The following is a 22,161-nucleotide window of genomic DNA, read 5'->3' on the forward strand; positions in this document are numbered from 1 at the left end:
GAATGACGCTCGCTAGTTTGAATCTGGTCGCCGCCCTGCCGGAAATCTGGCTCTTGTGTGCGGTCTCGGCCGTACTGCTGATCGACCTGTTCATCAAGGATGAACAGCGCGACATCACCTATGCACTGTCGCTGGTAGCATTGTTGGGGAGCGCCGTGCTGACCATCCAGGGTTTTTCCTGGACCCCGCGCGCCGCTTTCTCGGGCATGTTCGTCGCTGATGCGATGTCCGATGTGCTCAAGCTCGGCATGTATGCCGCCGTCGGCCTGATGCTGGCCTACAGCCGTGCTTATGCGGCTTACCGCCAGATGTACAAGGGCGAGCTGTTCACGCTGTCGCTGTTCGCGCTGCTGGGCATGATGGTGATGGCTTCTGCCACCAATCTGCTGACCCTGTATGTGGGTCTGGAGCTGCTGTCGCTGTCCCTGTACGCGTTGGTTGCCCTGCCGCGTGATTCCAAACCGGCTACCGAAGCCGCCATGAAGTACTTCGTGTTGGGCGCGCTTGCCTCGGGCATGTTGCTGTATGGCATGTCGATGATCTACGGCGCCACTGGCAGCCTGGATATCCACGCCATTGCCGCCAAGATCGCGGATGGCTCGGCCAGCCGCACCCTGTTGGTATTCGGCTTGGTCTTTATCGTCACCGGTATCGGCTTCAAGCTGGGCAACGTGCCCTTCCATATGTGGGTGCCTGATGTCTATCAGGGCTCGCCGACCGCGGTCACGCTACTGATCGGTTCGGCCCCCAAGCTCGCTGCCTTTGCCTTCGTCATGCGTCTGCTGGTTCAAGCCATGCCGGGTCTGCTGGTTGACTGGCAGGGCATGCTGATCGTACTGGCCGTGCTGTCGATTGGCGTGGGTAATATCGTCGCCATCGCGCAGACCAATCTGAAGCGCATGCTCGCTTACTCGACCATTTCGCACATGGGTTTCATGCTGCTGGGCATCCTGGCCGGTTCGGCCCAGGGCTACGCTGCCGGTATGTTCTATGCCATCGTCTACGCCATCATGGCGGTGGCGGGCTTCGGTGTAGTGCTGCTGCTGTCGCGTGCTGGTTTCGAAGCCGAACGCCTGTCTGATCTGAAGGGCCTGGCGCAACGCAGCCCCTGGTTTGCTTGGATGTTCCTGCTGGTGATGTTTTCGATGGCAGGTATTCCCGTCTTCGTTGGCTTCTTCGCCAAGCTGGCCGTCATTCAGGCGATTGTCGACATCGGTCTGATCTGGCTCGCCGTGGTGGCGGTGCTGTTTTCGCTGGTTGGCGCGTTCTACTATCTGCGCGTGGTCAAGCTGATGTTCATGGATGAGCCGACCGACCATAGCCCGATCGCAGTCAAGCTCGATATGCGCGTGCTGCTGTCGATCAACTGCCTGGCTGTGCTGGTCCTTGGCCTGATGCCTGATCGGCTGCTGCAGCTGTGCTATGAGTCGATTCGCCATAGCCTGGGCATGCTGTGAGTCCGGCACTCTATGCCTTTATCGGATTGGCGGCCTTGGCCGCCAATTTGCCGTTTATGGTCGAGCGCATCCTGTTTATCTGGGCGCCACGCCAGCATAAGGCCTTCGCTTGGCGCTTGCTCGAGCTGTGCCTGCTCTATCTGCTGATGGGTGGCCTGGGTCTGTGGTTGGAAAGCCGCCTGGGGCCTGTGCATACTCAGCGCTGGCAGTTCTATGTCACGACTTTCGCGCTGTTCGTGGTGGCGGCTTATCCTGGTTTTGTCTGGCGTTATTTCTGGCGCAAGCCGGGTATGTGAAATTTTTTGCATTCAGGGCTTGCCAGTTCTTCGTGAAGTCCCTAGAATGCGCAGCTCTTTAGGCGCGTAGCTCAGCTGGTTAGAGCACCACCTTGACATGGTGGGGGTCGTTGGTTCGAGTCCAATCGCGCCTACCAACATCGGAGTAAACGAAGATGTCCTTTCGAACTACTACTACCGGCACTCTCAATCTGGGCTGAGTCGGCTTTCGGAAGTTCGTTTATTCAAAAAAGTGCGACTTAGGTCGCACTTTTTTTTCGTCTGTAGCAAGCGCATCGCATGAATCTGAGAAGTCGGTGATCAGTCCGACTTCCTAATGTAGTCCCAACGTAAAGGTGGAATCGAAATGCCCATCGTCACGCTTCCCGACGGCTCCCAGCGCAGTTATGACCAACCCCTGCGTGTTGCAGATGTTGCCGCCAGCATCGGCGCAGGTCTGGCGCGTGCCGCCTTGGCCGGCAAGGTGGATGGTGTGCTGGTCGATACCTCCTATCTGATCGATCGTGATGTGCAGTTGGCGATCGTGACGGAAAAAGATGCGGACGGCTTGGAGGTGATTCGTCACTCGACGGCACATTTGCTTGCCTATGCGGTCAAGGAGCTGTTTCCTGATGCACAGGTCACCATCGGTCCGGTGATTGAGCATGGCTTTTACTATGACTTCAGCTATAAGCGGCCATTTACGCCAGAAGACTTGCTGGCAATCGAAAAAAAGATGGCCGAGCTGGCTAAGCGCGACATTCCGGTCGAGCGCTATGAGCTGAGTCGCGATGAGGCGATTGCCTACTTCAAAGGTATTGGCGAGCAGTACAAGGCCGAAATCATTGAGAGCATCCCGGCTGATCAGGTCTTGTCGCTGTATCGCGAGGGTGAGTTCACCGACCTGTGCCGCGGCCCGCATGTGCCGTCCACGGGCAAGCTCAAGGTATTCAAGCTGATGAAGCTGGCTGGTGCCTACTGGCGCGGCGATAGTCGTAACGAGATGCTGCAGCGTGTCTACGGTACGGCCTGGGCGAAGAAGGAAGACCTCGACCAGTATTTGCATATGCTGGAAGAGGCAGAAAAGCGCGATCACCGTAAGCTGGGGAAGCAGCTTGATCTGTTCCATCTGCAGGATGAGGCGCCGGGCATGGTGTTCTGGCATCCCAAGGGTTGGAGCCTGTGGCAGTCGGTTGAGCAATACATGCGTAAGCGCTTAGCCAAGGCGGGTTATCAGGAAATCCGCACGCCCATGGTCATGGACCGGGTGCTGTGGGAGAAATCCGGCCATTGGGAGAACTATCGCGAAAATATGTTCACCACGGAGTCGGAGAAGCGCGACTACGCGGTCAAGCCAATGAACTGTCCGGGTCATGTGCAGGTGTTCAATAGCGGCTTGCGCTCCTATCGTGATCTGCCCATGCGCTTGGCTGAGTTTGGCGCCTGCCATCGCAACGAACCTTCGGGTGCTCTGCACGGCATCATGCGCGTGCGTGGCTTTGTGCAGGATGATGCGCACATCTTCTGTACCGAAGATCAGATCGTGGCTGAATCAAAGGCTTTCAATGAGCTGGCCATGTCGGTGTACGACGACTTCGGCTTCGAGAATGTGTCGGTCAAGCTGAGCTTGCGCCCGGAAAAGCGCGCAGGCACGGATGAGACTTGGGACAGGGCAGAGAACGGCTTGCGCGAAGCGCTGCGCGCCTGTGGTGTTGAGTGGGAGGAATTGCCGGGTGAGGGCGCCTTCTATGGTCCTAAAGTCGAGTATCACATCAAGGATGCGCTGGGTCGTTCTTGGCAGTGCGGCACGTTGCAACTCGATTTCGTACTGCCTGAGCGCCTGAATGCGGAGTATGTGAGCTCGGAAGATAGCCTGCGCAAGCGCCCGGTCATGTTGCATCGCGCGATTCTGGGCTCCTTGGAGCGCTTCCTGGGCATTCTGATCGAGAACCATGCCGGCGCCTTCCCGCTATGGCTTGCGCCGGTGCAGGCGGTAGTGATGAGCATCAGTGAACACCAGGCTGATTACGCTGCTGAAGTCACCGAGCGGCTCAAGCAATTGGGCTTCCGTGTGGAAGCGGACTTGAGAAGTGACAAAATAGGCTTTAAAATACGGGAACATAGCTTGCAAAAGCTTCCTTACCAGATCGTCGTAGGCGATAAGGAAAAGGAAGCAGGCTTGGTTGCCGTGCGATCCCGCGGTGGTGAAGACCTGGGGCAGATGACGCTGGAAGCGCTGATCGAGCGCTGGAGCGCTGAGTCCATCAAGATCTGAGCCCGATGGCCTCGTTAATTCGAGGCCATTGTTACCGGGACGCGCGGTTTTCGTTTTTTACTTGGGAGTAACAGCTATCGCTCAGGATAAAGAGCCGCGGATCAATGGTGAAATCACCGCCCGCGAAATCCGTCTGTCTGGTGACGACGGCGAGCAACTCGGCATTGTTAGCCTGGCGGAAGCCATGCGCATGGCGGAAGAACGCGAAGTCGATCTGGTAGAGATCGCCCCGAACGCAGTGCCGCCGGTATGTCGCCTTATGGATTACGGCAAGTTCAAATACCGCGAAAGCAAAAAGCGGCATGAACAGAAGCTCAAGATCCGTCAGGTGCAGATCAAGGAAGTCAAATTCCGCCCGGGTACCGATGAAAATGACTTTCAGGTCAAGTTGCGCAATGTGGTGCGCTTCCTGGAAGAAGGTGACAAGGTCAAGCTCACGCTGCGCTTCCGCGGCCGTGAGATGGCTCACCAGGAAATCGGTATGGCTCAACTCAAACGTGTTGAGACCGAGCTCGGTGAATTGGCTGTGGTCGAGCAGTTCCCCAAGCTTGAAGGTCGTCAGATGGTCATGATGCTGGCCCCGAAGAAAAAAGCTTGAGTTGAATACAAGGTGGCGACAAGCCTTGGGTTGGTGTGAACCGATCCGCTCTTGTCGTAAATAACGTGGCGCTGGGCATTAAGTGTGGAGCAATTCACCACCTTGCGCCGGATATAACTAGGCTAAACGGAGTACGTCATGCCGAAGATGAAGACCAAATCGAGCGCGAAAAAACGCCTCAAGGTGTTGGGTAATGGTGGCGTTAAGCGCTCCAAGGCGTTCAAGCGCCACATCCTGACCAAGAAGACCACTAAGAACAAGCGCCAGCTGCGCGGCACGACCATGGTCCACCCGACCAATATGGCCTCCGTTCGCGCGATGTTGCCGTACGCTTAATCTTCTCGGAAAGGAATAAACCATGCCTCGCGTCAAACGTGGTGTAACAGCCCGCGCCCGCCATAAAAAAGTCCTCGCTCTCGCCAAGGGCTATCGCGGTCGTCGCAAGAACGTCTATCGCATCGCCAAACAGGCGGTGATGAAGGCCGGTCAATATGCATACCGTGACCGTCGTCAGCGTAAGCGTCAATTCCGTCAACTGTGGATCGCCCGTATCAACGCCGCTGCGCGTGAACTGGGTCTGAGCTACAGCAAGTTCATGAACGGCCTCAAGCGCGCTTCGATCAATGTTGATCGTAAGGTGCTGGCCGATCTGGCCGTGTTTGATAAGGCTGCCTTTGCGCAAATCGTTGCGCAAGCCAAGGCCAGCCTCGCGGCCTGAGCTCCAGGAAGTTGAAAAAGGGAGGCGCGAGCCTCCCTTTTTTTGTCTGCCCCCGCCTGTGTGTAACGGGATGCTGGCCATGCGGTTTTGAACAAGACCGCATCGCCAGCCTTATGAGGAGCGACGTACGATGAGCAATGTGCAAACCCTTCTTGACGAGGGCCTGGCTGCTTTGGCGGCTACGGCCGATCCGGTCGAGCTCGAGAACGTCAAAGCCAAGTACCTGGGCAAATCCGGTGCGCTGACCGAGCTGCTCAAGCAGCTTGGCGCGCTGCCGCCGGAAGAAAAGCGTAGCCAGGGCGCAGTCATCAATCAGGCCAAGCAGGCTTTCGAGGCTGCTTTGAATGGCCGGCGTGAGGCCATTGCGGCGGAAAAACTGAACCAGCAGCTGGCTGCCGAAGCGCTGGATGTCACCCTGCCCGGGCGTGGCAATGGTAGTGGGGGCCTGCACCCAGTGACCTTGGTCAAGGAACGTATCGTCGCGCTGTTCCAGTCCATGGGTTTTGAGGTGGCGGATGGTCCGGAAATCGAGGGCGACTGGCATAACTTCGAGGCGCTCAATACGCCCAAGGATCATCCAGCCCGCTCGATGCAGGACACTTTCTATGTAGGCGGTGGTAAGGATGGCGAGCCGCTGGTGCTGCGCACGCATACCAGTCCGATCCAGGTGCGCTATATGGAGAACCATAAGCCGCCAATCAAGATCGTGGCGCCAGGTCGTGTGTACCGTGTGGATTCGGATGCGACCCATTCGCCGATGTTTCATCAGATGGAGGGCCTGTGGGTGGCGGAGGGCGTAAGCTTTGCCGACCTCAAGGCCACGCTGATCGACTTCCTGCGCCGCTTCTTCGAGCGCGACGACCTGCAGGTGCGCTTCCGCCCGTCTTTCTTCCCGTTTACCGAGACCTCGGCCGAGGTGGACGTGCTTGGTGAGCGCGGCTGGCTGGAGGTGGGTGGCTGCGGCATGGTGCACCCGAATGTGCTGCGCAATGTCGGCATCGATCCCGAGCAGTTCACCGGTTTTGCCTTCGGCATCGGCCTCGATCGTTTCGCCATGCTCTATTACGGCGTCAACGATTTGCGCCTGTTCTTTGATAACGATCTGACCTTCCTCGGTCAGTTCCGTTAAGTCGATGCACTTGAGCGGGCCGCGGCCCGCTCTGCCCCCATCAAGTCCTGCTGAGGTGCCGTGTGGCGCCCGTCAATCCATAAGGGAACCAAGCCATGAAATTCTCTGAATCCTGGCTGCGCGAGCTGGTAAATCCAGCCTTGAATAATGCTGAGCTGGCCGAGTTGCTGACCATGGCCGGCCTGGAAGTGGAAGAGAACGATCCGGCCGCGCCGGCGTTCGACCGTGTGGTGGTCGCCCAGGTGCTGGAAGTACGTAAGCACGAGAATGCCGAGAAGCTCAATGTCTGCCAGGTGGATGCGGGGCTCGGTGGCGCACCGCTGCAGATTGTCTGTGGTGCGCCGAATGTTGCGCCCGGCGTCAAAGTGCCATGCGCCTTGGTGGGCGCCAGCCTGCCGGGTGATTTCAAGATCAAGGAAGCCAAGCTGCGCGGCGTGGAGAGCTTCGGCATGCTGTGTTCGGCCCGTGAGCTTGGCGTCAGCGAGGAGAGTGAAGGCTTGCTGCTCCTGCCGGCCGATGCGCCGGTCGGGGTGAGCTTCCGCGATTACTATCAGCTCGATGATCGCATCCTGACCCTGAAGCTGACGCCGAATCGCGCCGATTGCCTAAGCCTGAGCGGCATTGCGCGCGAAGTGGCTGCCTTGACTGATTCGCGCTACTCGCCGGTGGCCATCCAGCCGGCTGCGGTCACTATCGATGCGCAGCGCGCCGTTCACCTCGATGTGCCTGCAGCCTGTCCGCGTTATGTCGGTCGGGTGATTCAGGGCGTCAATGCTGCGGCAGCGACGCCGGATTGGATGCGTCGACGCCTGGAGCGCAGCGGCATCCGTTCGATCTCCGCCCTGGTCGACATTACCAACTATGTGTTGATGGAGCTGGGGCAGCCCATGCACGCCTTCGACCATGCCAAGTTGAAGGGCGATGTGCATGTGCGCATGGCGGTGGCGGGTGAGCAGTTGGAGCTGCTGAACGGCAAGCAGCTGGCGCTGGAGGCCGATATGCTGGTGATTGCTGACGGTAGCGGCCCTATTGCGCTGGCCGGCATCATGGGTGGCATGCCCACCTCGGTGCAGGCAGGGCAGACTCGAGATGTGTTCCTTGAGTCGGCCTATTTCGCGCCGGCTGTCATCAATGGCAAGGCGCGTCGCCTGGGTTTCGGTTCCGACTCCAGTCACCGCTACGAGCGCGGGGTGGATTTCGGCAACTGTCGCCAGGCCATGGAGCGTGCGACCGAGCTGGTCTTGGCCATCTGCGGTGGTCAGGCCGGCCCGCTGACCGAGGCGTTGGCCGAGCTGCCGGCGCGTGCGCCGGTGACGCTGCGCGTGCCGCGTGTCGCGCGCGTGCTGGGTATTTCGCTCGATGTGGCGCAGATCGTCGCCATGTTGCAGAAGCTTGGCTTGCAGGTGGGCCAGGATGGCGAGCGGCTGATCGTGACGCCGCCGAGCTACCGCTTCGATATCAATATCGAGGAGGACTTGATCGAGGAAGTGGCCCGCCTGTATGGCTACGACAATGTGCCGACGCGCGCGCCGAGCAATAGCTTGGCGATGCTTAAGCAGGATGGCAAGCTGCGGCCGGCTCTGGCAGTGAAGCTGGCTCTCGCCGCGCGCGACTTCCAGGAAATCGTCAGCTATGCCTTTGTGGAAGCGCAATGGGAGGCTGATTTCGCCGCCAATACTGCGCCGGTGAAGCTGCTGAACCCGATTGCCAGCCAGATGAGCGTGATGCGCTCGACCCTGATCGGCGGCCTGGTCAGCACCTTGATCGCCAATCTGAACCGCAAGCACGAACGTGTGCGTCTATTCGAGGTGGCGCGTGTATTCCACGGTGTGGATGCCAACCAGCAGCCGGAAAAGCTCGCGGGCCTTGCCTATGGCCCGCGTCTGCACGAGCAATGGGGTGCTACTGCCACGCGGGTGGACTTCTACGACCTGAAGGCCGATGTGGAGGCGCTACTCGCGCCGCGCCAAGCGCGTTTCGAGAAGGCTGAGCACCCGGCTTTCCACCCAGGTCGCTGCGCGAACATTCTGCTTGATGGCGTGGTCGTTGGGGTAATGGGCGAGCTGCATCCGAAGTGGGTGCAGAACTACGATTTGCCGGCAGCGCCGGTGCTGTTCGAAATGGATTTGGCGGCACTGATCCAGCGTGATCTGATCGCTGCCAAGCCGGTTTCCAAGTTCCAGCCCGTGCGCCGCGACCTGGCTTTCGTGGTCGATGATGCCGTGCAATACCAGGACATTCTGGATGCCATGGGCAGCGCCAAATCGCCCTGTGTTACCGGCATAGAAGGCTTCGATGTGTACCGTGGCAAGGGGGTGCCGGAAGGGAAAAAGAGCCTTGCATTCAAGGTGATATTGCAAGATACTCAGAAAACGCTTTCGGACGCCGAGATCGATTTGGCCGTCTCCCAGCTCGTCGCTGCGCTGCAACAACGCCACGATGCCCAGCTTCGCAGCTAGGCCCATTCCGCGACGAAATCCGCTTCAAGAATACCGAAATATGACACTGACCAAAGCTGAACTGGCCGACTTGCTATTTGACAAGGTCGGCCTCAATAAACGCGAGGCCAAGGACATGGTGGAGGCCTTTTTCGAGGAGATCCGCCAGTCGCTGGAAGCCGGGGAGAGCGTCAAGCTGTCCGGTTTTGGCAATTTCCAGCTGCGCGATAAGCCGCAACGCCCGGGCCGCAATCCCAAAACGGGCGAAGAGATTCCGATTTCCGCCCGTCGCGTGGTCACTTTCCACGCCAGCCAAAAGCTGAAGGGCATGGTGGAAGATAATTATGCAGACGGAAAGCTCGTCGCCGAGGTCTGAGCTGCCGCCGATACCGGCGAAGCGCTACTTCACCATTGGTGAGGTCAGCGAGCTATGTGGCGTGAAGCCGCATGTGCTGCGTTACTGGGAGCAGGAATTCACCCAGTTGCGCCCGGTAAAACGGCGCGGCAATCGTCGCTACTATCAGCATCACGAGGTGCTGCTGGTGCGGCGTATCCGTACGCTGCTGTACGAAGAAGGCTTCACCATCAGTGGTGCGCGCAATCGCCTCGAACATCAGGCGCTGGATGCAGCTGAGCATGGGCAGCTTGAACATGGCATGTTGGTGGAGGAGCCGGGCCAGCCAGGCCTGGATGCCTTGGCCATGCGCCGTGAGCTGGAGTCGCTACGTGATTTTCTTGCCAGCTGACTTGCGCTTGTCAGCTGCGGAAAGTCGGGTATAATCCGGCCTCCTTCGAGTCGGAGCGTGGCGCAGCCTGGTAGCGCACTTGCATGGGGTGCAAGGGGTCGGAGGTTCGAATCCTCTCGCTCCGACCAAGTAATACAAAAAAGGCCTGACAACTATGTTGTCGGGCCTTTTGCATTTTCAGGCCATCCTGGCCGCACAGAGGAGTGCCCTTGCTCAAGCAGGCCGTTGTGATGCTGGACTTTGAAACCACTGGATTGAGCCCTGCTCAGGGCGCGCGCATCACCGAGGTGGCCGCCTTGCGCATCATCGATGGCCAGATTACCGAGCGCTTTGTTTCGCTGGTGAACTGCGGTGTGCGCATCCCGGCAGAGATCACGGCGCTGACCGGTATCAGTCAGGAGATGGTGAATCAGGCCCCGTCGGTTGAGGCGGTGCTGGCTGAGTTGCGGCACTTTATCGGCACGGATGCGCTGGCGGCCCATAACGCCAGCTTCGATGCCAAATTCCTGCAGGCCGAATATGCACGCCAAGGCTGGGATGCGGGGAGTGAGGGTTGGCTGTGTTCCTTGTTGCTGGCGCGGCGTCTGTTGCCCGGGCAGGCAAGCTACTCGCTATCGCGCTTGGCTGGCGCACTGGGTTTGCGCTTTCAGGGGCGGGCGCATAGGGCGGAGGCAGATGCCGAGGTGTCGGCCCGGCTGCTGGTGCAGCTCACGCAGCGCCTCTGTGTTGCTTATGCTCAGCAGGCGGTTGAGATTGCGCTGCTGCGGCGGATCAGCCAGCTCAGTGCGGCCAAGGTGCCGGCCTTCCTGCAGCAGGCCTTGGCTGCGGCCTAGGCGCTGCTCATGCCAAAAACAAAAAAGCCCAGCGTGAACTGGGCTTTTTGTTTACATCTGGCTCCTCGACCTGGGCTCGAACCAGGGACCTACGGATTAACAGTCCGGCGCTCTACCGACTGAGCTATCGAGGAAAGGACGCGCAAGATACCGGCAGATGGTCCTGCTGTCAAAGCCTGAAGCAAATTTCTTTCCCAGGCGGTCCAGGCTGGACTGGAAAAGTAAAAAGCCCAGCGTGAACTGGGCTTTTTACTTGCGTCTGGCTCCTCGACCTGGGCTCGAACCAGGGACCTACGGATTAACAGTCCGGCGCTCTACCGACTGAGCTATCGAGGAAAGGAGGCGCAAGATACCGGCCGGCGCTGGCCTTGTCAAAGTTTTTTTGCGCGGCGCGGTATGGATTAGGCCGCTGGCGCGGCGCTTGGCTGGCTATGCTGTTAGCAGTTATAGGGATTACTAAGTGATGAGGGAGTGTTATGCGCTTGCGTTGTCTGGGCGTGCTGTGCTGCCTGCTGGCGCTCTTGCCGGTGTCGGCGCGCTGCCTGTATCGACTGACGGTGATTCCGCTCGGTTATGCGAGTTTTGTCGATGCGTCCGGCCAGGTGCGGGGCTTCTATCCGGATCTGTACCGCGAGCTGGCGCGGCGTAGCCAATGCATCTTGCTGCTGGAAGCGCTGCCGGCCGAGCGTGCGCGTGCCATCGCGCCGATACGACCGTCGGCCCTGCGTGGGCCGGTCGGTACGCTGCCGTCGCCTGTACATGAACAGCAGTTCGTGCCCTTGGCCAAGGAGCCGATGGAGCTGGTATTACGCGCCGATAGCGGCGTAAACAGCCTGGCCGATGCGCTCAAGCAATCCAGGCTGGTGTTTGGCGTGATCCGAGGCGTTACCTACGGCGCCCAGGTCGACCGCCTGCTGGCCAGCTTGCCGCCCAGCCGCGTGGATATCTCGGTCGATGCGCAGACCGTGTATCGCAAGCTGGAGGCGGGCCGCATTGCCGCAACTTTCGGCAATGCCTATGTGTACCGCTGGTATTTCGATCAGTCGCCGGCCAAGGTGGCAGTGCGTGTGTTACCGGTGCCGGGCAGCCGCAGCCTGCCTGTCGGGGTAGCTCTGGATGCGCGTGTGCTATCCGTCGACGATCTGGCCCGCTTGCGCCGGGAGTTGGAGGCGATCCGTGATGAGGGGCTGTTTGAGCAGATGATGGCCCGCTATCTGGGCGCTGAGCTTGCCCGCGAGCGCCAATACCATCGGCCCCGGTCGGGTTGATGGTGCTCTGCAGTTTGGCTGTTGCGGCTGGCAGGATAGGTCACGTGTCGCCAGTTCGCGCGGTGGGTGGCAGACTTGCCGGCTACAACTCGCCCACAAGGAGATCGGCATGCGCCCGATTGCGATAGTTCAGCATGTGGCTGACGATGGTCCGGCCTATTTCGCTACCTGGCTGGAACAGCAGAATCTGCCCTACCGGGTGTTCCCCCTGTTCGATAATGCGCATCTGCCCGAGCGCATGGATGACTATGCCGGCCTGTGCGTGCTGGGCGGGCCGATGAGCGCCAATGACGCGCTGCCCTATTACCCGCAGCTGATTGCGCTGATCCGCGAGGCGGTGGCGCTGGATAGGCCGGTCATTGGCCATTGCCTGGGTGGCCAGCTGATGAGCGTGGCGCTGGGTGGTGAGGTGGGGGCGGCCGAGCATGTGGAGATAGGCTGGAGCGAGCTGCAGGCCGAGGCGGGCGCTGAACGCTGGTTCGGTGGGCTGCCCAGTGCCAACCTGTTCCAATGGCATGGTGAATCCTTTTCCATTCCGCCCGATGCCATGCGCGTGGCCTGCGGCACTTACTGTGCGAACCAGGCGTTTGAATATGCTGGCAAGCATCTGGCCATGCAGTTTCACTGCGAGGTCGATGAGGCCAAGATCCGCCTCTGGCTGGATAAAGGCCATGATGAGCTCATCCACAGCCAATCTCCGGCCGTGCAGCAGGCTGCCGCGCTATTGCCCGATCTGACCGCGCGGGTCGCGCAGAGCCAGCAGGTGGCGGCGGCCATTTACCACGAATGGGCGCGCGGCCTACCAGGGCGGCGTTAGCGGCCGAGCTGTGCCGCCAGCCAGCCATACAGGCGGCTGTTATCGCTCCAGGCTACATTGAAGCGGAAATGGCGGCTGCTGCCGCCTTCCGGCAGGTAGAAGCGCCCGGGGGCCAGTGCAATGCCGGCCTGGGCGGCGCGCTCTGTCAGAGTGTCCACATCCAGTTCGGCCGGTGCCTGTGCCCACAGGAATAATCCCCCGCTGGCCGGATGGAAGACCTGCCAGCCCAGCTCGCCCAGGCGCCGGCTTACCCGGCTGTGTGCTTCGGCCAGGCGCTCGCGCAGGCGGTCCAGATGGGTGCGGTGATGGCCATCGGTCAGCATGGTCAGCGCGGCCGACTCCATGATGGCCGAGCCAGTCAGGCCGGCACTCATCTTCAGCTGGGTGGCGCGCGCCACCGTCTGCCCATCGGCCGCCAAGTAACCGAGGCGCAAGGCGGGCGACAGGGTCTTGGAGAAACTGCCCAGATAGATGACCCGCTGCAGCCCATCCAGGCTGGCGAGGCTTGGCACGGGCGTGGTCAATAGATCGGCAAACGGATCATCCTCAATCACCCGGAAATCGCAGCGCTCGGCCAGTTTGAGCACTTGGTGTGCGGTGGCGGGGCTGGTGGTGGTGCCGGTTGGGTTGTGCAGCGCGCTATTGGTGAAGAAGGCCACCGGGCGGGCCTCGGCGGCCAGGCGGGCCAGCTCGGCCACATCCGGCCCGTTCGCCAGCCTGGGCACGCCCAAGAGGCGCGCGCCGTGGCCAAGCAGGGCGGCGATCAGGGTCGAGTAGCCGGGGCTGTCTATCAGTACCGTGTCGCCAGGCCGCACCAAGAGACGCAGGGCCAGGTCCAGCCCTTGGCTGGCGCCGTGGGTCAGCACCAGCTGATCGGCCGGTGCCTCGATGCCGCGCAGGGCAAGCCGCCATTGCAGATGCTGGCGCAGCTCGGGCAGGCCCTGTGGGTGGCCGTAGCCCGCCAGCACCTCGGCCGGTGCACGCGCCATGGCGCGTAGCGCGCTGCGCACCCCGTCCTCATACAGCCAGTCGGGGGGCAACCAGCCGCCGCCCGCCTGCAGGGCCAGCTCGCGGTCTTCATACACGCGGCTGAGCAGCCAGTCCTCATCCACCGGCGCGCGCGGTGGCGGGCTGCGTAAGGGCGCGCGGGCGGCCACGAAGTAACCGCGTGCGCGCTGCGACTGTATCCAGCCTGCCGCCACCAGGCGGTTATAGGCCTCGGCCACGGTAAACGGGCTGACGCCGCAGCTCTGGGCCAGGCCGCGTACCGAGGGCAGGCGTACGCCTTCATTCAGCAGGCCGCGTTCTATCTTGGCGATCAGGCCCTGCACGATCTGTTCGGTCAGCGGCGCCAGCGCCTTGGGGTCGAGCTGCAGCATGGTTTTCGCTCACTGTACTGGGTTGGGTCGCAATACATCTCGCCACGGCAAGGGGGGCTGTGTATCTGGCTGATCTGGGGAAGCCAGCGAGATACTGCAGGCAGTTCTGCGGCTATCGCGCACCGCGCTTACCAGTACGCAGCCAATACAGATCATTACACTTTCTGCCCGGGAGACCAAGATGGCCGCCAATGCACTCGATGCCGAACTTGACCTGGACGCCTACTGGATGCCGTTCAGCCATAACCGCTACTACAAGCAAAGCGCCGAACACCGCAGCAACCGGCTGCTGGCGCGTGCCGAGGGCAGCTATTACTGGACCACCGAGGGCAATAAGCTGTACGACGCACTGTCTGGTCTATGGTGCTGCGGTCTTGGCCACCGCCACCCCAAGCTGGTTGAAGCGGTGAAAAAGCAGCTCGATGTGCTCGACTATGGCACCGCCTTCCAGATGGGTACGCCGGGCGTATTCAAGCTGGCCGAACGGATTGCCGAGGCGGCACCGGCTGGCTTCGAGCATGTGTTCTTCTGCAACTCGGGCTCGGAAGCGGTCGATACCGCCCTGAAGATGGCACTGGCCTACCACCGCGCGCGTGGCGAGGCGCACCGCACCCGCTTCATCGGGCGTGAAAAGGGCTATCACGGCGTCGGCTTTGGCGGCATCTCGGTCGGCGGCATGGTGGCCAATCGCAAGATGTTTGCCGCCGGCATGCTGCAGGGCGTCGACCATCTGCCGCATACCCATAATCTGAAGGAAATGGCCTTCAGCCGCGGCGAGCCCGATTACGGCACGCACCTGGCCGATGAGCTCGAACGGCTGGTGGCGCTGCATGATGCGTCCACCATTGCTGCGGTCATCGTCGAACCGATGCAGGGTTCGGCCGGGGTGATCGTGCCGCCCAAGGGTTATCTGAAGCGCCTGCGCGAGCTGTGTTCCAAGCACGGCATCCTGTTGATCTTCGACGAGGTGATCACCGGTTTCGGCCGCATGGGCAAGCCGTTTGCCGCCCAGCACTGGGATGTGACACCCGACCTGATCACCTTTGCCAAGGGCGTGAACAACGGCCTGGTGCCCATGGGCGGCGTGATTGCCACCAAGCAGATCTACGACACCTTCATGACCGGCCCCGAGCATATGGTCGAGTTCTTCCATGGCTACACCTATTCGGGCCATGCGCTGGCGGTGGCCGCCGCGCATGCCGCGCTCGATGTGATCGCCGAGGAGGATATCTACCAGCGCGTGAACAGCCTGAGCCGCAGCCTGGAAGAGACCGTGCATGGTCTGAAGGGTGAGGCCAATATCATCGATATCCGCAACTGCCAGCTGGCCGCTGCGGTGGAACTCGCGCCGATCGAGGGCAAGCCCGGCCTGCGGGCGATCCGCGTGTTCGAAGAGGCGCTCAAGCGCGGCGTGCTGTTCCGCTTTACCGGCGACATCATCGCCATGGGCCCGACCTTTATCTCCACACCTGACGAACTGAGCCGCATGACCGAGGTGCTGCGCGATTCGATCCGCGCCGCCGGCTAAAACTTCCTGCTAATGCAAGGCCCGCCATCCCTTGCGGAGGGCGGGCGATATGAAAGTGACCCTCTCCATGAGCAAGACCATTCACCACTGGATCAATGGCGCCGAAGTGGCCGGCCAATCGGGCCGCTTCAGCGATGTGTACAACCCGGCGTTTGGCGAAGTCAGCGCGCGGGTGCAACTGGCCATGCCGACCGAGCTTGCTGCTGCCGTCGCCGCCGCCAAGGCAGCCTTTCCGGCCTGGGCGGCCACGCCGCCGCTGCGCCGCGCGCGCGTCATGTTCAAGTTCAAGGAATTGCTGGAAAAGCATGCCGAGGAGATCGTCGCGGCGATTGCCAGCGAGCATGGCAAGGTCAAGGCCGATGCGCATGGCGAGCTGATCCGCGGCCTCGAAGTGGTCGAATTCGCCTGCGGCGCGCCGCATCTGTTGAAGGGCGAGTTTGCCGAGAATGTCGGCACGGCAGTCGATAGCTATAGCCTGCGCCAGCCGCTGGGCGTGGTGGCCGGCATCACCCCGTTCAACTTCCCGGCCATGGTGCCGATGTGGATGTTCCCGCTCGCCTTGGTGGCTGGTAATAGCTTTATCCTCAAGCCGAGCGAGCGCGACCCGAGCACCGCCCTGATCCTGGCGCGCTTGCTGAAGGAAGCTGGCTTGCCCGATGGCGTGTTCAATGTGGTGCAGGGCGACAAGGTGGCGGTCGATGCGATCCTCGATCACCCAGACATCCAGGCGGTCAGCTTTGTCGGCTCCACCCCAATTGCGCAATACATCTATGCGAGCGGCACGGCCAAGGGCAAGCGCGTGCAGGCCTTGGGCGGCGCCAAGAACCATATGGTGGTGATGCCCGACGCCGACCTCGATCAGGCGGTGGATGCCTTGATGGGCGCCGCCTACGGCTCGGCTGGCGAGCGCTGCATGGCGATCTCGGTGGCGGTGGCGGTGGGTGATGCCACGGCCGACGCGCTGATCGCCAAGCTCGCGCCCAAGGTGCAGACGCTCAAGATCGGCGCCTGGGATTCCTCGGCCGATGTGGAAATGGGCCCGCTGGTCACGCGCGAGCACAAGGCCAAGGTGGCCGGCTATATCGACGCCGGCGTGGCCGAAGGTGCCAAGCTGGTGGTGGATGGCCGCCATCATGTGGTGGCGGGCTGCGAAAGCGGCTTCTTCCTCGGCGGCTCGCTGTTCGACGGCGTACGCACCGAGATGAAGATCTACCAGGAAGAAATCTTCGGCCCGGTGCTGTGCGTGGTGCGCGTGGATTCCTACGAGGAGGCGATCCGCATCACCAATGGGCACGCTTACGGCAATGGCACCGCCATCTTTACCCGCGACGGCGATGCGGCGCGCGACTTTGTGGCGCGCATCCAGGTCGGCATGGTGGGGGTGAATGTGCCGATTCCGGTACCGATGGCCTTTATGAGCTTTGGCGGCTGGAAGGCATCGCTATTCGGCGACCATCACGCTTACGGCGCCGAGGGCATCCGCTTCTACACGCGCCTGAAGACGGTGACCGCGCGCTGGCCGCAGTCGATCCGCTCGGGTGCCGAGTTTGTGATGCCGACCATGAAGTAAGGTGGTTAAAGCCGTCACCCGCAAAAAAAGCCCCGCCTGGTGCGGGGCTTTGTTTCTGGACTGCAGGCCACCAGGCGGCCTAGGCGCGAAAGCGTGCAATATCCTGACGCATGGCCAGGGCAATATCGGACAGATCAAGCGCGTAGCGGCTGGTCTGCTCAGCCGAAGCGCTATTGCGCTCCACCATATTGGCAATCTGCTCCACGGCCTCGGCAATCTGGTGGCCGGCCTGGTCCTGTTCCTTCAGCGCGCTGGAAATGGTTTGGACCTGTTCCTCCACCCGTAGCGCATCGGCAGTGATGGTGTTGACGGTACTGCCCGCTGCCTGGGCCAGTTCCAGCCCGCTGGCCGCCCGTTCTACCGCGCTGCCCATGGTCAGCATCGATTGCTGGGCGGAGCGCTGGATACCGCTGATCTTGTGGCTGATCTCGCCGGTGGCGGCAGTGGTGCGTTCAGCTAGCTTGCGTACCTCATCGGCCACCACCGCAAAGCCGCGACCCTGCTCGCCGGCACGGGCGGCTTCAATGGCGGCATTGAGGGCCAGCAGATTGGTTTGATCGGCCACTTCGCGGATCACCTGCACAATGCTGCCGATCTCGGCGGAGCGCTGGTCCAGCTCACGGATCGAATCCGCGGTGTGGCGGATGACCGTGGCGATCTCGCCCATTTCGCGCACAGCCTTGTCGATGACCTGGGCTCCGTCGTTGGCATGGTGTTCCGACTCCACCGAGAAATTCATGGCCTCCCGGGCGCTGTCGGCCAGGTGGCTGATGCTGGTGGACAGCTGTTCAACCGCTGAGGCCATGCTGGCGGCTGCATCGCTTTGCTGGCGTGAGCCATCTGATACCTGGCGGGCCGAGCTGCTCAGGTCCTGCACCATGGCGATCAGCTGGTCGCTGGTACGGTCGGCCCCCCTGAGCACGCCTTGCACGCTTTCGGCCAGGCTGTTGAAGGCCTTGGCGGTCGCCGCTACCTCATCATTTCCCTCCACCTGCACCCGCCGTGTGAAGTCGAGGTCTTGTTGAATGGCGCGAATGGTGCCGGATAGATTGCCCAGCTTGCCGGTAATGCTGCGCACAATCAGGTAGGAAAGCAGTAAGGCGAGCAGCGTGACCACTGCCACGATGGCGATCAGCCGGGTGCGCGCAGCGGCATAGTCCTCGTGGGCGGCCTGCGAGAGCGCACCGGCCCTGGCTACATTGAATTCCACCAGTTGGTCCACGGTGGGCAAAAAGCTGCGAAAGCCCTTACGCCCCTCACCGCGGAAGAAGGCCAGCGCGGCCTCCTGATCGCCGCGCTCCACCAGCGCACGAAAGGCCTTGTGGGTGGCCAGATAGGCAGCCAGCTGTGCCTGATAGCCGCTGAACAGCGTCCTTTCCTCCTCGGAACTGAGGTACTTGGCATATGCCTGCTCAAAACCCTGCAGCGCTTCAAGGTTCTTGCCCAGACGGCCAGCCACCTCCCGTATTTCCTCGGCATCTTTCGCAATCAGAAACTGGGTTTCACGATTACGGAAATCGATGGCCTCGGCCCGCATGGCGCCCGAATAGCGCACGCCGGGCAAGGCATCGTCGGTCACATGCAGCAGGGCATGGTCCAGATGGGCCAATGAGCTGATTCCCACCACTCCCATGGCCAGAACCAGTACGACCAGGATGGCAAAAGCCAGGATCAGCTTGTGGGCGATGCGCATGATGGGGACTCCCGGAAGTGAGCTAACCCATTGTTTGTAGCGGGCCGGGCTGGTAGCGACAAGCGCCGATTGCGGCGCTGTCCAGGCTAGAAAGCCAGCAGCCCCTGCGGCCCCGGCCGGTGTTCGCGCTCGAAGGCCAGTAGCGCCTGCTTGAGCGGCAGGCCGCCCGCATAACCGGTTAGCGAGCCATCCGCGCCGATCACGCGGTGGCAGGGCACGATCAGCGCAATTGGATTGCTGCCATTGGCGCGCCCGACGGCGCGGCTCAAGTTCGGGTCGCCCAGCTCGCGCGCGAGCTCGCCATAGCTGCGGGTTTCGCCATAGGGAATGGCCAATAGGCGCTGCCACACCTGTTGCTGGAAAGCGCTGCCCTCGGGCGCCAAGGGCAGTTCGAAGACGGTACGTGTGCCGGCCAGGAATTGCCCAAGCTGGTGGCGCACCTCGGCCAGGCGCTTTGCATCGGCTTGGGCGTCGCCTAGCCGGGCATAGGTTTTGGGTGAGGGATTGAAATGCAGCTGGGTCAGCGCGCCGGCTGCGTCGACCACGGCCAGCATGGGACCAAACGGGGAGGCGATCAGATCGTAGTAGTGTGTCATGGCTTATCGCTCAGGCTGGCCCACAGATGGGCGGTGGCGAGGCTGCGCCACGGGGCAAACGGCGCCATTAGCGCCTGGGTGGCCTCGGCCTTCGGGCGCTCGCCCAGCTGGAACTGACGTTGCAGTGCGGCGGTCAGGCCCGCGTCGCCCACGGGCACGCAGTCGGCAAAGCCGCCGCCGCGCAGCAGCGTGTACTGGGCGGTCCACGGTCCAATGCCGCGAATGGCGGTCAGGCGGCGCAGGGCGGCCGGGAAGGACCAGTGCGGCAGCTGCTCGATATCGATGCCGTGCTCGAGCAGGTAGCGCGCGGTGTCGACCAGATAGGCGGCCTTGCTGCGCGAGAACTGGCGCGTGCACAGCGTGGCCGGGTCCAGCGCTGCCACGGCCGCCACGCTGGGATGGGCGAGCATGCCCTCGCCAGCCGGCTGGCCGGCCAGCTCGATGACCACGCGGCGCAGGGTGGCAGCGAAGGCCAGATTGACCTGCTGGCCGACAATCGCCCACACTAGGCTTTCGAACACGGTGGCCGAGAGCGGGAAGTGCAGGCCGGGGCGGCGTGCCAGCAGCGGCGCGAGTGCCGGGTGTTGGCGCGCGCTGCGCTCGAAGCCGGCCACCTGGCCGTTCAGGCCCAGGCAGCGTAAGGCCATGTGATGCGCGGCACGCATCTGGGCCGCACTGGGCGACTGGGCGCCCGCCACGCTGCAGTGCGCGCTGGCGCCATCCAGATGCAGGTTGAGCCGGAACGGCTCGCCATCCAGCAATACGGCTTTGCAGAGTTGTTGGCCATCGCGCCGCTCGGCCGGGCCTTGGGCGTCGCGGCCCAGGTAGGCGAGTACTTCCTCGCTGCGGTAAGCGCTGGGCAGGCTGAGCGTGAAGTGCGTGCTGTGGCCGAGCGCGCGGTAGGCGGCTGGCGTCAGCGCGTGGGCCTGGCGGAACTGGCGGTGGAACACCGCCTCGCTGGCAAAGCCTGCGGCATAGCCGATATCCGCCACATGGTCCTGGCTGCGCAGCAGGGTGTCGGCGGCCCAGTCCAGCCGCGCGCTGCGCAGCAGGCGGGCCGGTGTGGTCTGGCCGTGTTCGCGGCATAGCGCATGCAGGGTGCGGCGCGAGACGCCGGTGCGTGCGGCCAGCGCATTCACATCGCCGGGCGCGGCCGGCGCGTCGCGCAGCAGGGCGCGCAGCGCCTCGTAACAGGCTTCGCCGCTTGGCTGGCCGCGGTAGAACAGATCGGGCTGGCAGCGCTTGCAGGCGCGCAGACCGGCCGCCTGGGCCGCGGCCTCGCTGGCGAAGAAGCGCACATGCTCGAAACGCGGTTTGCGCGCGGGGCAGGAGGGCAGGCAGTAGATGCCGGTACTCAGCACCCCGGTCAGGAACTGGCCGTCCTGGCTGCGGTCGCGTTGCAGAATGGCTTGGTAGCGGGCGGTGTCGTCCATGCCCGGCAGTCTAAACCGGGCTGCTGTGCGGTGACTGTCGTTTCTTGCGCTGGAATTGCCGGGCCGGTGATGCGGCTAGCGCCCACTGGCACTGGCCAAGGACGAGGCTGCCACGACCCGGTTGCGCCCGGCGCGCTTGGCGGCATACAGCGCAATGTCCGCCGCATCGAGGGCCTGCAGGATGGTGCGGTCGCGCACCACCTGCACCACGCCGGCGCTGACGGTCAGTTTTTCTTCCAGAGCCAGCCCCAAACTCAGGCTGCGCGTACTGAAATCCTGCCGGATACGTTCGGCGACCTGGATGGCCTGGCTTTCATCGCCACCAACCAGGACCACGCTGAACTCTTCGCCCCCTTGGCGGGCTGCGATATCGTGACCGCGAATATTGCTGCGAATCACACTGCCCAGCATCTTGAGCACCTGGTCGCCAGCCGGATGGCCAAAGCGATCATTCACCAGCTTGAAATGGTCGATATCGAAGCAGATCACCGCACTGGTGCTGTCGTCGCGGTGGCGGCGCGCGTCGTCCTGTTCAGCCAGCATGCTCAGGCCGCGCCGATTCAGCAGTCCGGTCAGCCAGTCGGTCATGGCGCTATCGGCAAAGCCGGCCGAGATGCGTACCAGTTGCAAGGCGATGCAGGCAATCGCAAAGGTCAGCGTGAACATCAGGCTGACGATGCCAAATATGCCGCTGTAGAGCACATTCGGTGTATCGACCTGCAGTTCCAGATAGCGGGCGCCGATCTGCCCGTATTGCCAGGCAAAGAACACCAGGAAGAGGGTGATCAATACCCTGAGCCAGCCAAACAGCTGGCCGATCTCGGCACGAAATGGCTTGAGTAGCAGCTGCAGCAGCGCCAGATAGAACACCAGCTGGGCGCTGGCGGTGAACAGCACGCGCAGCAGGGCATTGCGCCCCAGATCGTTGCTGATGAGCAGGCCAATCAGCGGCAGGATGGCGATGACGCCCAGCACGCCCCATTGCGGTGGCTGCAGATTGAAACGCCAGAACCCGAACAGCAGCGCACAGCAGGCGAGGCCGGTGGCGAGGTGGTTGGTCAGGTTCAGGATGGGAACAAGGTAGGGCTGGTCAAACAGGAAGGTCAGAATCGCCAGGCCATTCAGCGCAAAGCCCAGCGCCCAAAAGCCGGGGCCGCTGACATCGCGGTCGTAGCGCATCGAAAACCACAGCAGCGCCGACAGCAGCATGAGCAGCAGGCCGCGGCACAGGGCCAGAGTAGGGATATCGATGGACACGAGGTGCATGCGTCAGCGGGTGGGGCCTGCTTGGGAATGGGGCCACTATAGCTGCTGGCTTGCCGTGGGGTCCATCCAAGCGGCGGGCCTTAGGCGGCTAGGGTGCTCTTCTGTCTTATCTGCGCGCATGGCATGCTGCGCCCAGCCGGGC

Annotated in this window: 20 protein-coding genes and 4 tRNA genes; 17 read left to right on the forward strand and 7 right to left on the reverse strand. The window is 62.2% G+C overall.

What is annotated here, in order from left to right:
- Nucleotides 1-2: 2 nt before the first annotated feature.
- The 13 genes from nuoN (at nt 3) to BT173_RS14500 (ending at nt 10,469) form a co-directional block, all read left to right on the forward strand.
- A complete protein-coding gene (gene nuoN / locus BT173_RS14440) occupies nt 3-1,457 on the forward strand; it encodes an NADH-quinone oxidoreductase subunit NuoN (protein ID WP_072429371.1) in 1,455 nt (484 codons plus the stop codon).
- On the forward strand, nt 1,454-1,753 hold the full coding sequence (locus BT173_RS14445; protein WP_072429372.1) for a DUF2818 family protein: 300 nt from the start codon (nt 1,454-1,456) through the stop codon (nt 1,751-1,753). Before nuoN ends, BT173_RS14445 begins: the two co-directional genes overlap by 4 nt.
- A 60-nt stretch (nt 1,754-1,813) precedes the next feature.
- Nucleotides 1,814-1,890 (forward strand) — tRNA-Val (locus BT173_RS14450).
- A 209-nt stretch (nt 1,891-2,099) separates the two neighbouring features.
- Nucleotides 2,100-4,007, forward strand: a complete 1,908-nt coding sequence (gene thrS / locus BT173_RS14455) for a threonine--tRNA ligase (protein ID WP_072429373.1) — start codon at nt 2,100-2,102, stop codon at nt 4,005-4,007.
- A gap of 61 nt (nt 4,008-4,068) precedes the next feature.
- Nucleotides 4,069-4,605: a translation initiation factor IF-3 gene (infC, locus tag BT173_RS14460; protein WP_072429374.1), complete on the forward strand. Its 537-nt coding sequence runs from the start codon at nt 4,069-4,071 to the stop codon at nt 4,603-4,605.
- Nucleotides 4,606-4,743: 138 nt separating this feature from the next.
- Complete coding sequence (rpmI, locus tag BT173_RS14465) at nt 4,744-4,941, forward strand: 50S ribosomal protein L35 (protein ID WP_072429375.1); 198 nt, start codon at nt 4,744-4,746, stop codon at nt 4,939-4,941.
- 22 nt (nt 4,942-4,963) lie between these two features.
- Nucleotides 4,964-5,323, forward strand: coding sequence for a 50S ribosomal protein L20 (gene rplT, locus BT173_RS14470; protein ID WP_072429376.1), 360 nt, complete (start codon nt 4,964-4,966; stop codon nt 5,321-5,323).
- 130 nt (nt 5,324-5,453) lie between these two features.
- Complete coding sequence (gene pheS / locus BT173_RS14475; RefSeq protein ID WP_072429377.1) at nt 5,454-6,452, forward strand: phenylalanine--tRNA ligase subunit alpha; 999 nt, start codon at nt 5,454-5,456, stop codon at nt 6,450-6,452.
- Between the two features lie 95 nt (nt 6,453-6,547).
- Nucleotides 6,548-8,911 carry a phenylalanine--tRNA ligase subunit beta gene (gene pheT, locus BT173_RS14480; RefSeq protein ID WP_072429378.1) on the forward strand — a complete coding sequence of 788 codons (2,364 nt, stop codon included), beginning with the start codon at nt 6,548-6,550 and terminating at the stop codon, nt 8,909-8,911.
- 40 nt (nt 8,912-8,951) lie between these two features.
- The gene (locus BT173_RS14485; protein ID WP_072429379.1) at nt 8,952-9,266 is read left to right on the forward strand and encodes an integration host factor subunit alpha; all 315 of its coding nucleotides are present in this window, start codon (nt 8,952-8,954) and stop codon (nt 9,264-9,266) included.
- On the forward strand, nt 9,235-9,636 hold the full coding sequence (locus BT173_RS14490) for a MerR family transcriptional regulator (protein ID WP_072429380.1): 402 nt from the start codon (nt 9,235-9,237) through the stop codon (nt 9,634-9,636). Before BT173_RS14485 ends, BT173_RS14490 begins: the two co-directional genes overlap by 32 nt.
- Nucleotides 9,637-9,687: 51 nt before the next feature.
- Nucleotides 9,688-9,764: transfer RNA gene (locus tag BT173_RS14495), tRNA-Pro, on the forward strand.
- A gap of 99 nt (nt 9,765-9,863) precedes the next feature.
- On the forward strand, nt 9,864-10,469 hold the full coding sequence (locus BT173_RS14500) for a 3'-5' exonuclease (protein ID WP_373279671.1): 606 nt from the start codon (nt 9,864-9,866) through the stop codon (nt 10,467-10,469).
- Between the two features lie 58 nt (nt 10,470-10,527).
- Here the strand turns inward: BT173_RS14500 and BT173_RS14505 are convergent.
- Together BT173_RS14505 and BT173_RS14510 are read right to left on the reverse strand one after the other, a co-directional pair.
- A tRNA-Asn gene (locus tag BT173_RS14505) sits at nt 10,528-10,603 on the reverse strand.
- 126 nt (nt 10,604-10,729) lie between these two features.
- Nucleotides 10,730-10,805, reverse strand: a tRNA-Asn gene (locus tag BT173_RS14510).
- A gap of 140 nt (nt 10,806-10,945) precedes the next feature.
- Here BT173_RS14510 and BT173_RS14515 point away from each other — a divergent pair.
- Both BT173_RS14515 and BT173_RS14520 read left to right on the forward strand, forming a co-directional pair.
- Nucleotides 10,946-11,737 carry a substrate-binding periplasmic protein gene (locus BT173_RS14515; RefSeq protein ID WP_072429382.1) on the forward strand — a complete coding sequence of 264 codons (792 nt, stop codon included), beginning with the start codon at nt 10,946-10,948 and terminating at the stop codon, nt 11,735-11,737.
- Between the two features lie 109 nt (nt 11,738-11,846).
- Nucleotides 11,847-12,554, forward strand: a complete 708-nt coding sequence (locus tag BT173_RS14520) for a type 1 glutamine amidotransferase (RefSeq protein WP_072429383.1) — start codon at nt 11,847-11,849, stop codon at nt 12,552-12,554.
- Here the strand turns inward: BT173_RS14520 and BT173_RS14525 are convergent.
- On the reverse strand, nt 12,551-13,933 hold the full coding sequence (locus tag BT173_RS14525; protein ID WP_072429384.1) for an aminotransferase-like domain-containing protein: 1,383 nt from the start codon (nt 13,931-13,933) through the stop codon (nt 12,551-12,553). The genes BT173_RS14520 and BT173_RS14525 overlap by 4 nt on opposite strands.
- 181 nt (nt 13,934-14,114) lie before the next feature.
- On the opposite strand from BT173_RS14525, the gene aptA reads away from it, so the two are divergent.
- Nucleotides 14,115-15,461, forward strand: a complete 1,347-nt coding sequence (gene aptA, locus BT173_RS14530) for an omega-aminotransferase AptA (RefSeq protein ID WP_072429385.1) — start codon at nt 14,115-14,117, stop codon at nt 15,459-15,461.
- 49 nt (nt 15,462-15,510) lie between these two features.
- Entirely contained in the window at nt 15,511-17,031 is a 1,521-nt protein-coding gene (locus BT173_RS14535) for a CoA-acylating methylmalonate-semialdehyde dehydrogenase (protein ID WP_217651475.1), read from the forward strand.
- Between the two features lie 79 nt (nt 17,032-17,110).
- Here BT173_RS14535 and BT173_RS14540 read toward each other — a convergent pair whose 3' ends face one another.
- The 4 genes from BT173_RS14540 to BT173_RS14560 all read right to left on the reverse strand — a co-directional run bounded on the left by BT173_RS14540 (nt 17,111) and on the right by BT173_RS14560 (nt 22,010).
- Nucleotides 17,111-18,724 carry a methyl-accepting chemotaxis protein gene (locus BT173_RS14540; RefSeq protein WP_072429387.1) on the reverse strand — a complete coding sequence of 538 codons (1,614 nt, stop codon included), beginning with the start codon at nt 18,722-18,724 and terminating at the stop codon, nt 17,111-17,113.
- An 86-nt stretch (nt 18,725-18,810) separates the two neighbouring features.
- A complete protein-coding gene (locus BT173_RS20080; RefSeq protein WP_072429388.1) occupies nt 18,811-19,320 on the reverse strand; it encodes a methylated-DNA--[protein]-cysteine S-methyltransferase in 510 nt (169 codons plus the stop codon).
- Entirely contained in the window at nt 19,317-20,753 is a 1,437-nt protein-coding gene (locus BT173_RS19050; RefSeq protein WP_084658652.1) for a DNA-3-methyladenine glycosylase 2, read from the reverse strand. Before BT173_RS19050 ends, BT173_RS20080 begins: the two co-directional genes overlap by 4 nt.
- A gap of 75 nt (nt 20,754-20,828) precedes the next feature.
- Nucleotides 20,829-22,010, reverse strand: coding sequence for a GGDEF domain-containing protein (locus BT173_RS14560; protein WP_175545609.1), 1,182 nt, complete (start codon nt 22,008-22,010; stop codon nt 20,829-20,831).
- Between the last annotated feature and the right edge of the window lie 151 nt (nt 22,011-22,161).

The sequence above is a fragment of the Chitinimonas taiwanensis DSM 18899 genome, from assembly GCF_900119825.1.
Lineage (GTDB): Bacteria > Pseudomonadota > Gammaproteobacteria > Burkholderiales > Chitinimonadaceae > Chitinimonas > Chitinimonas taiwanensis.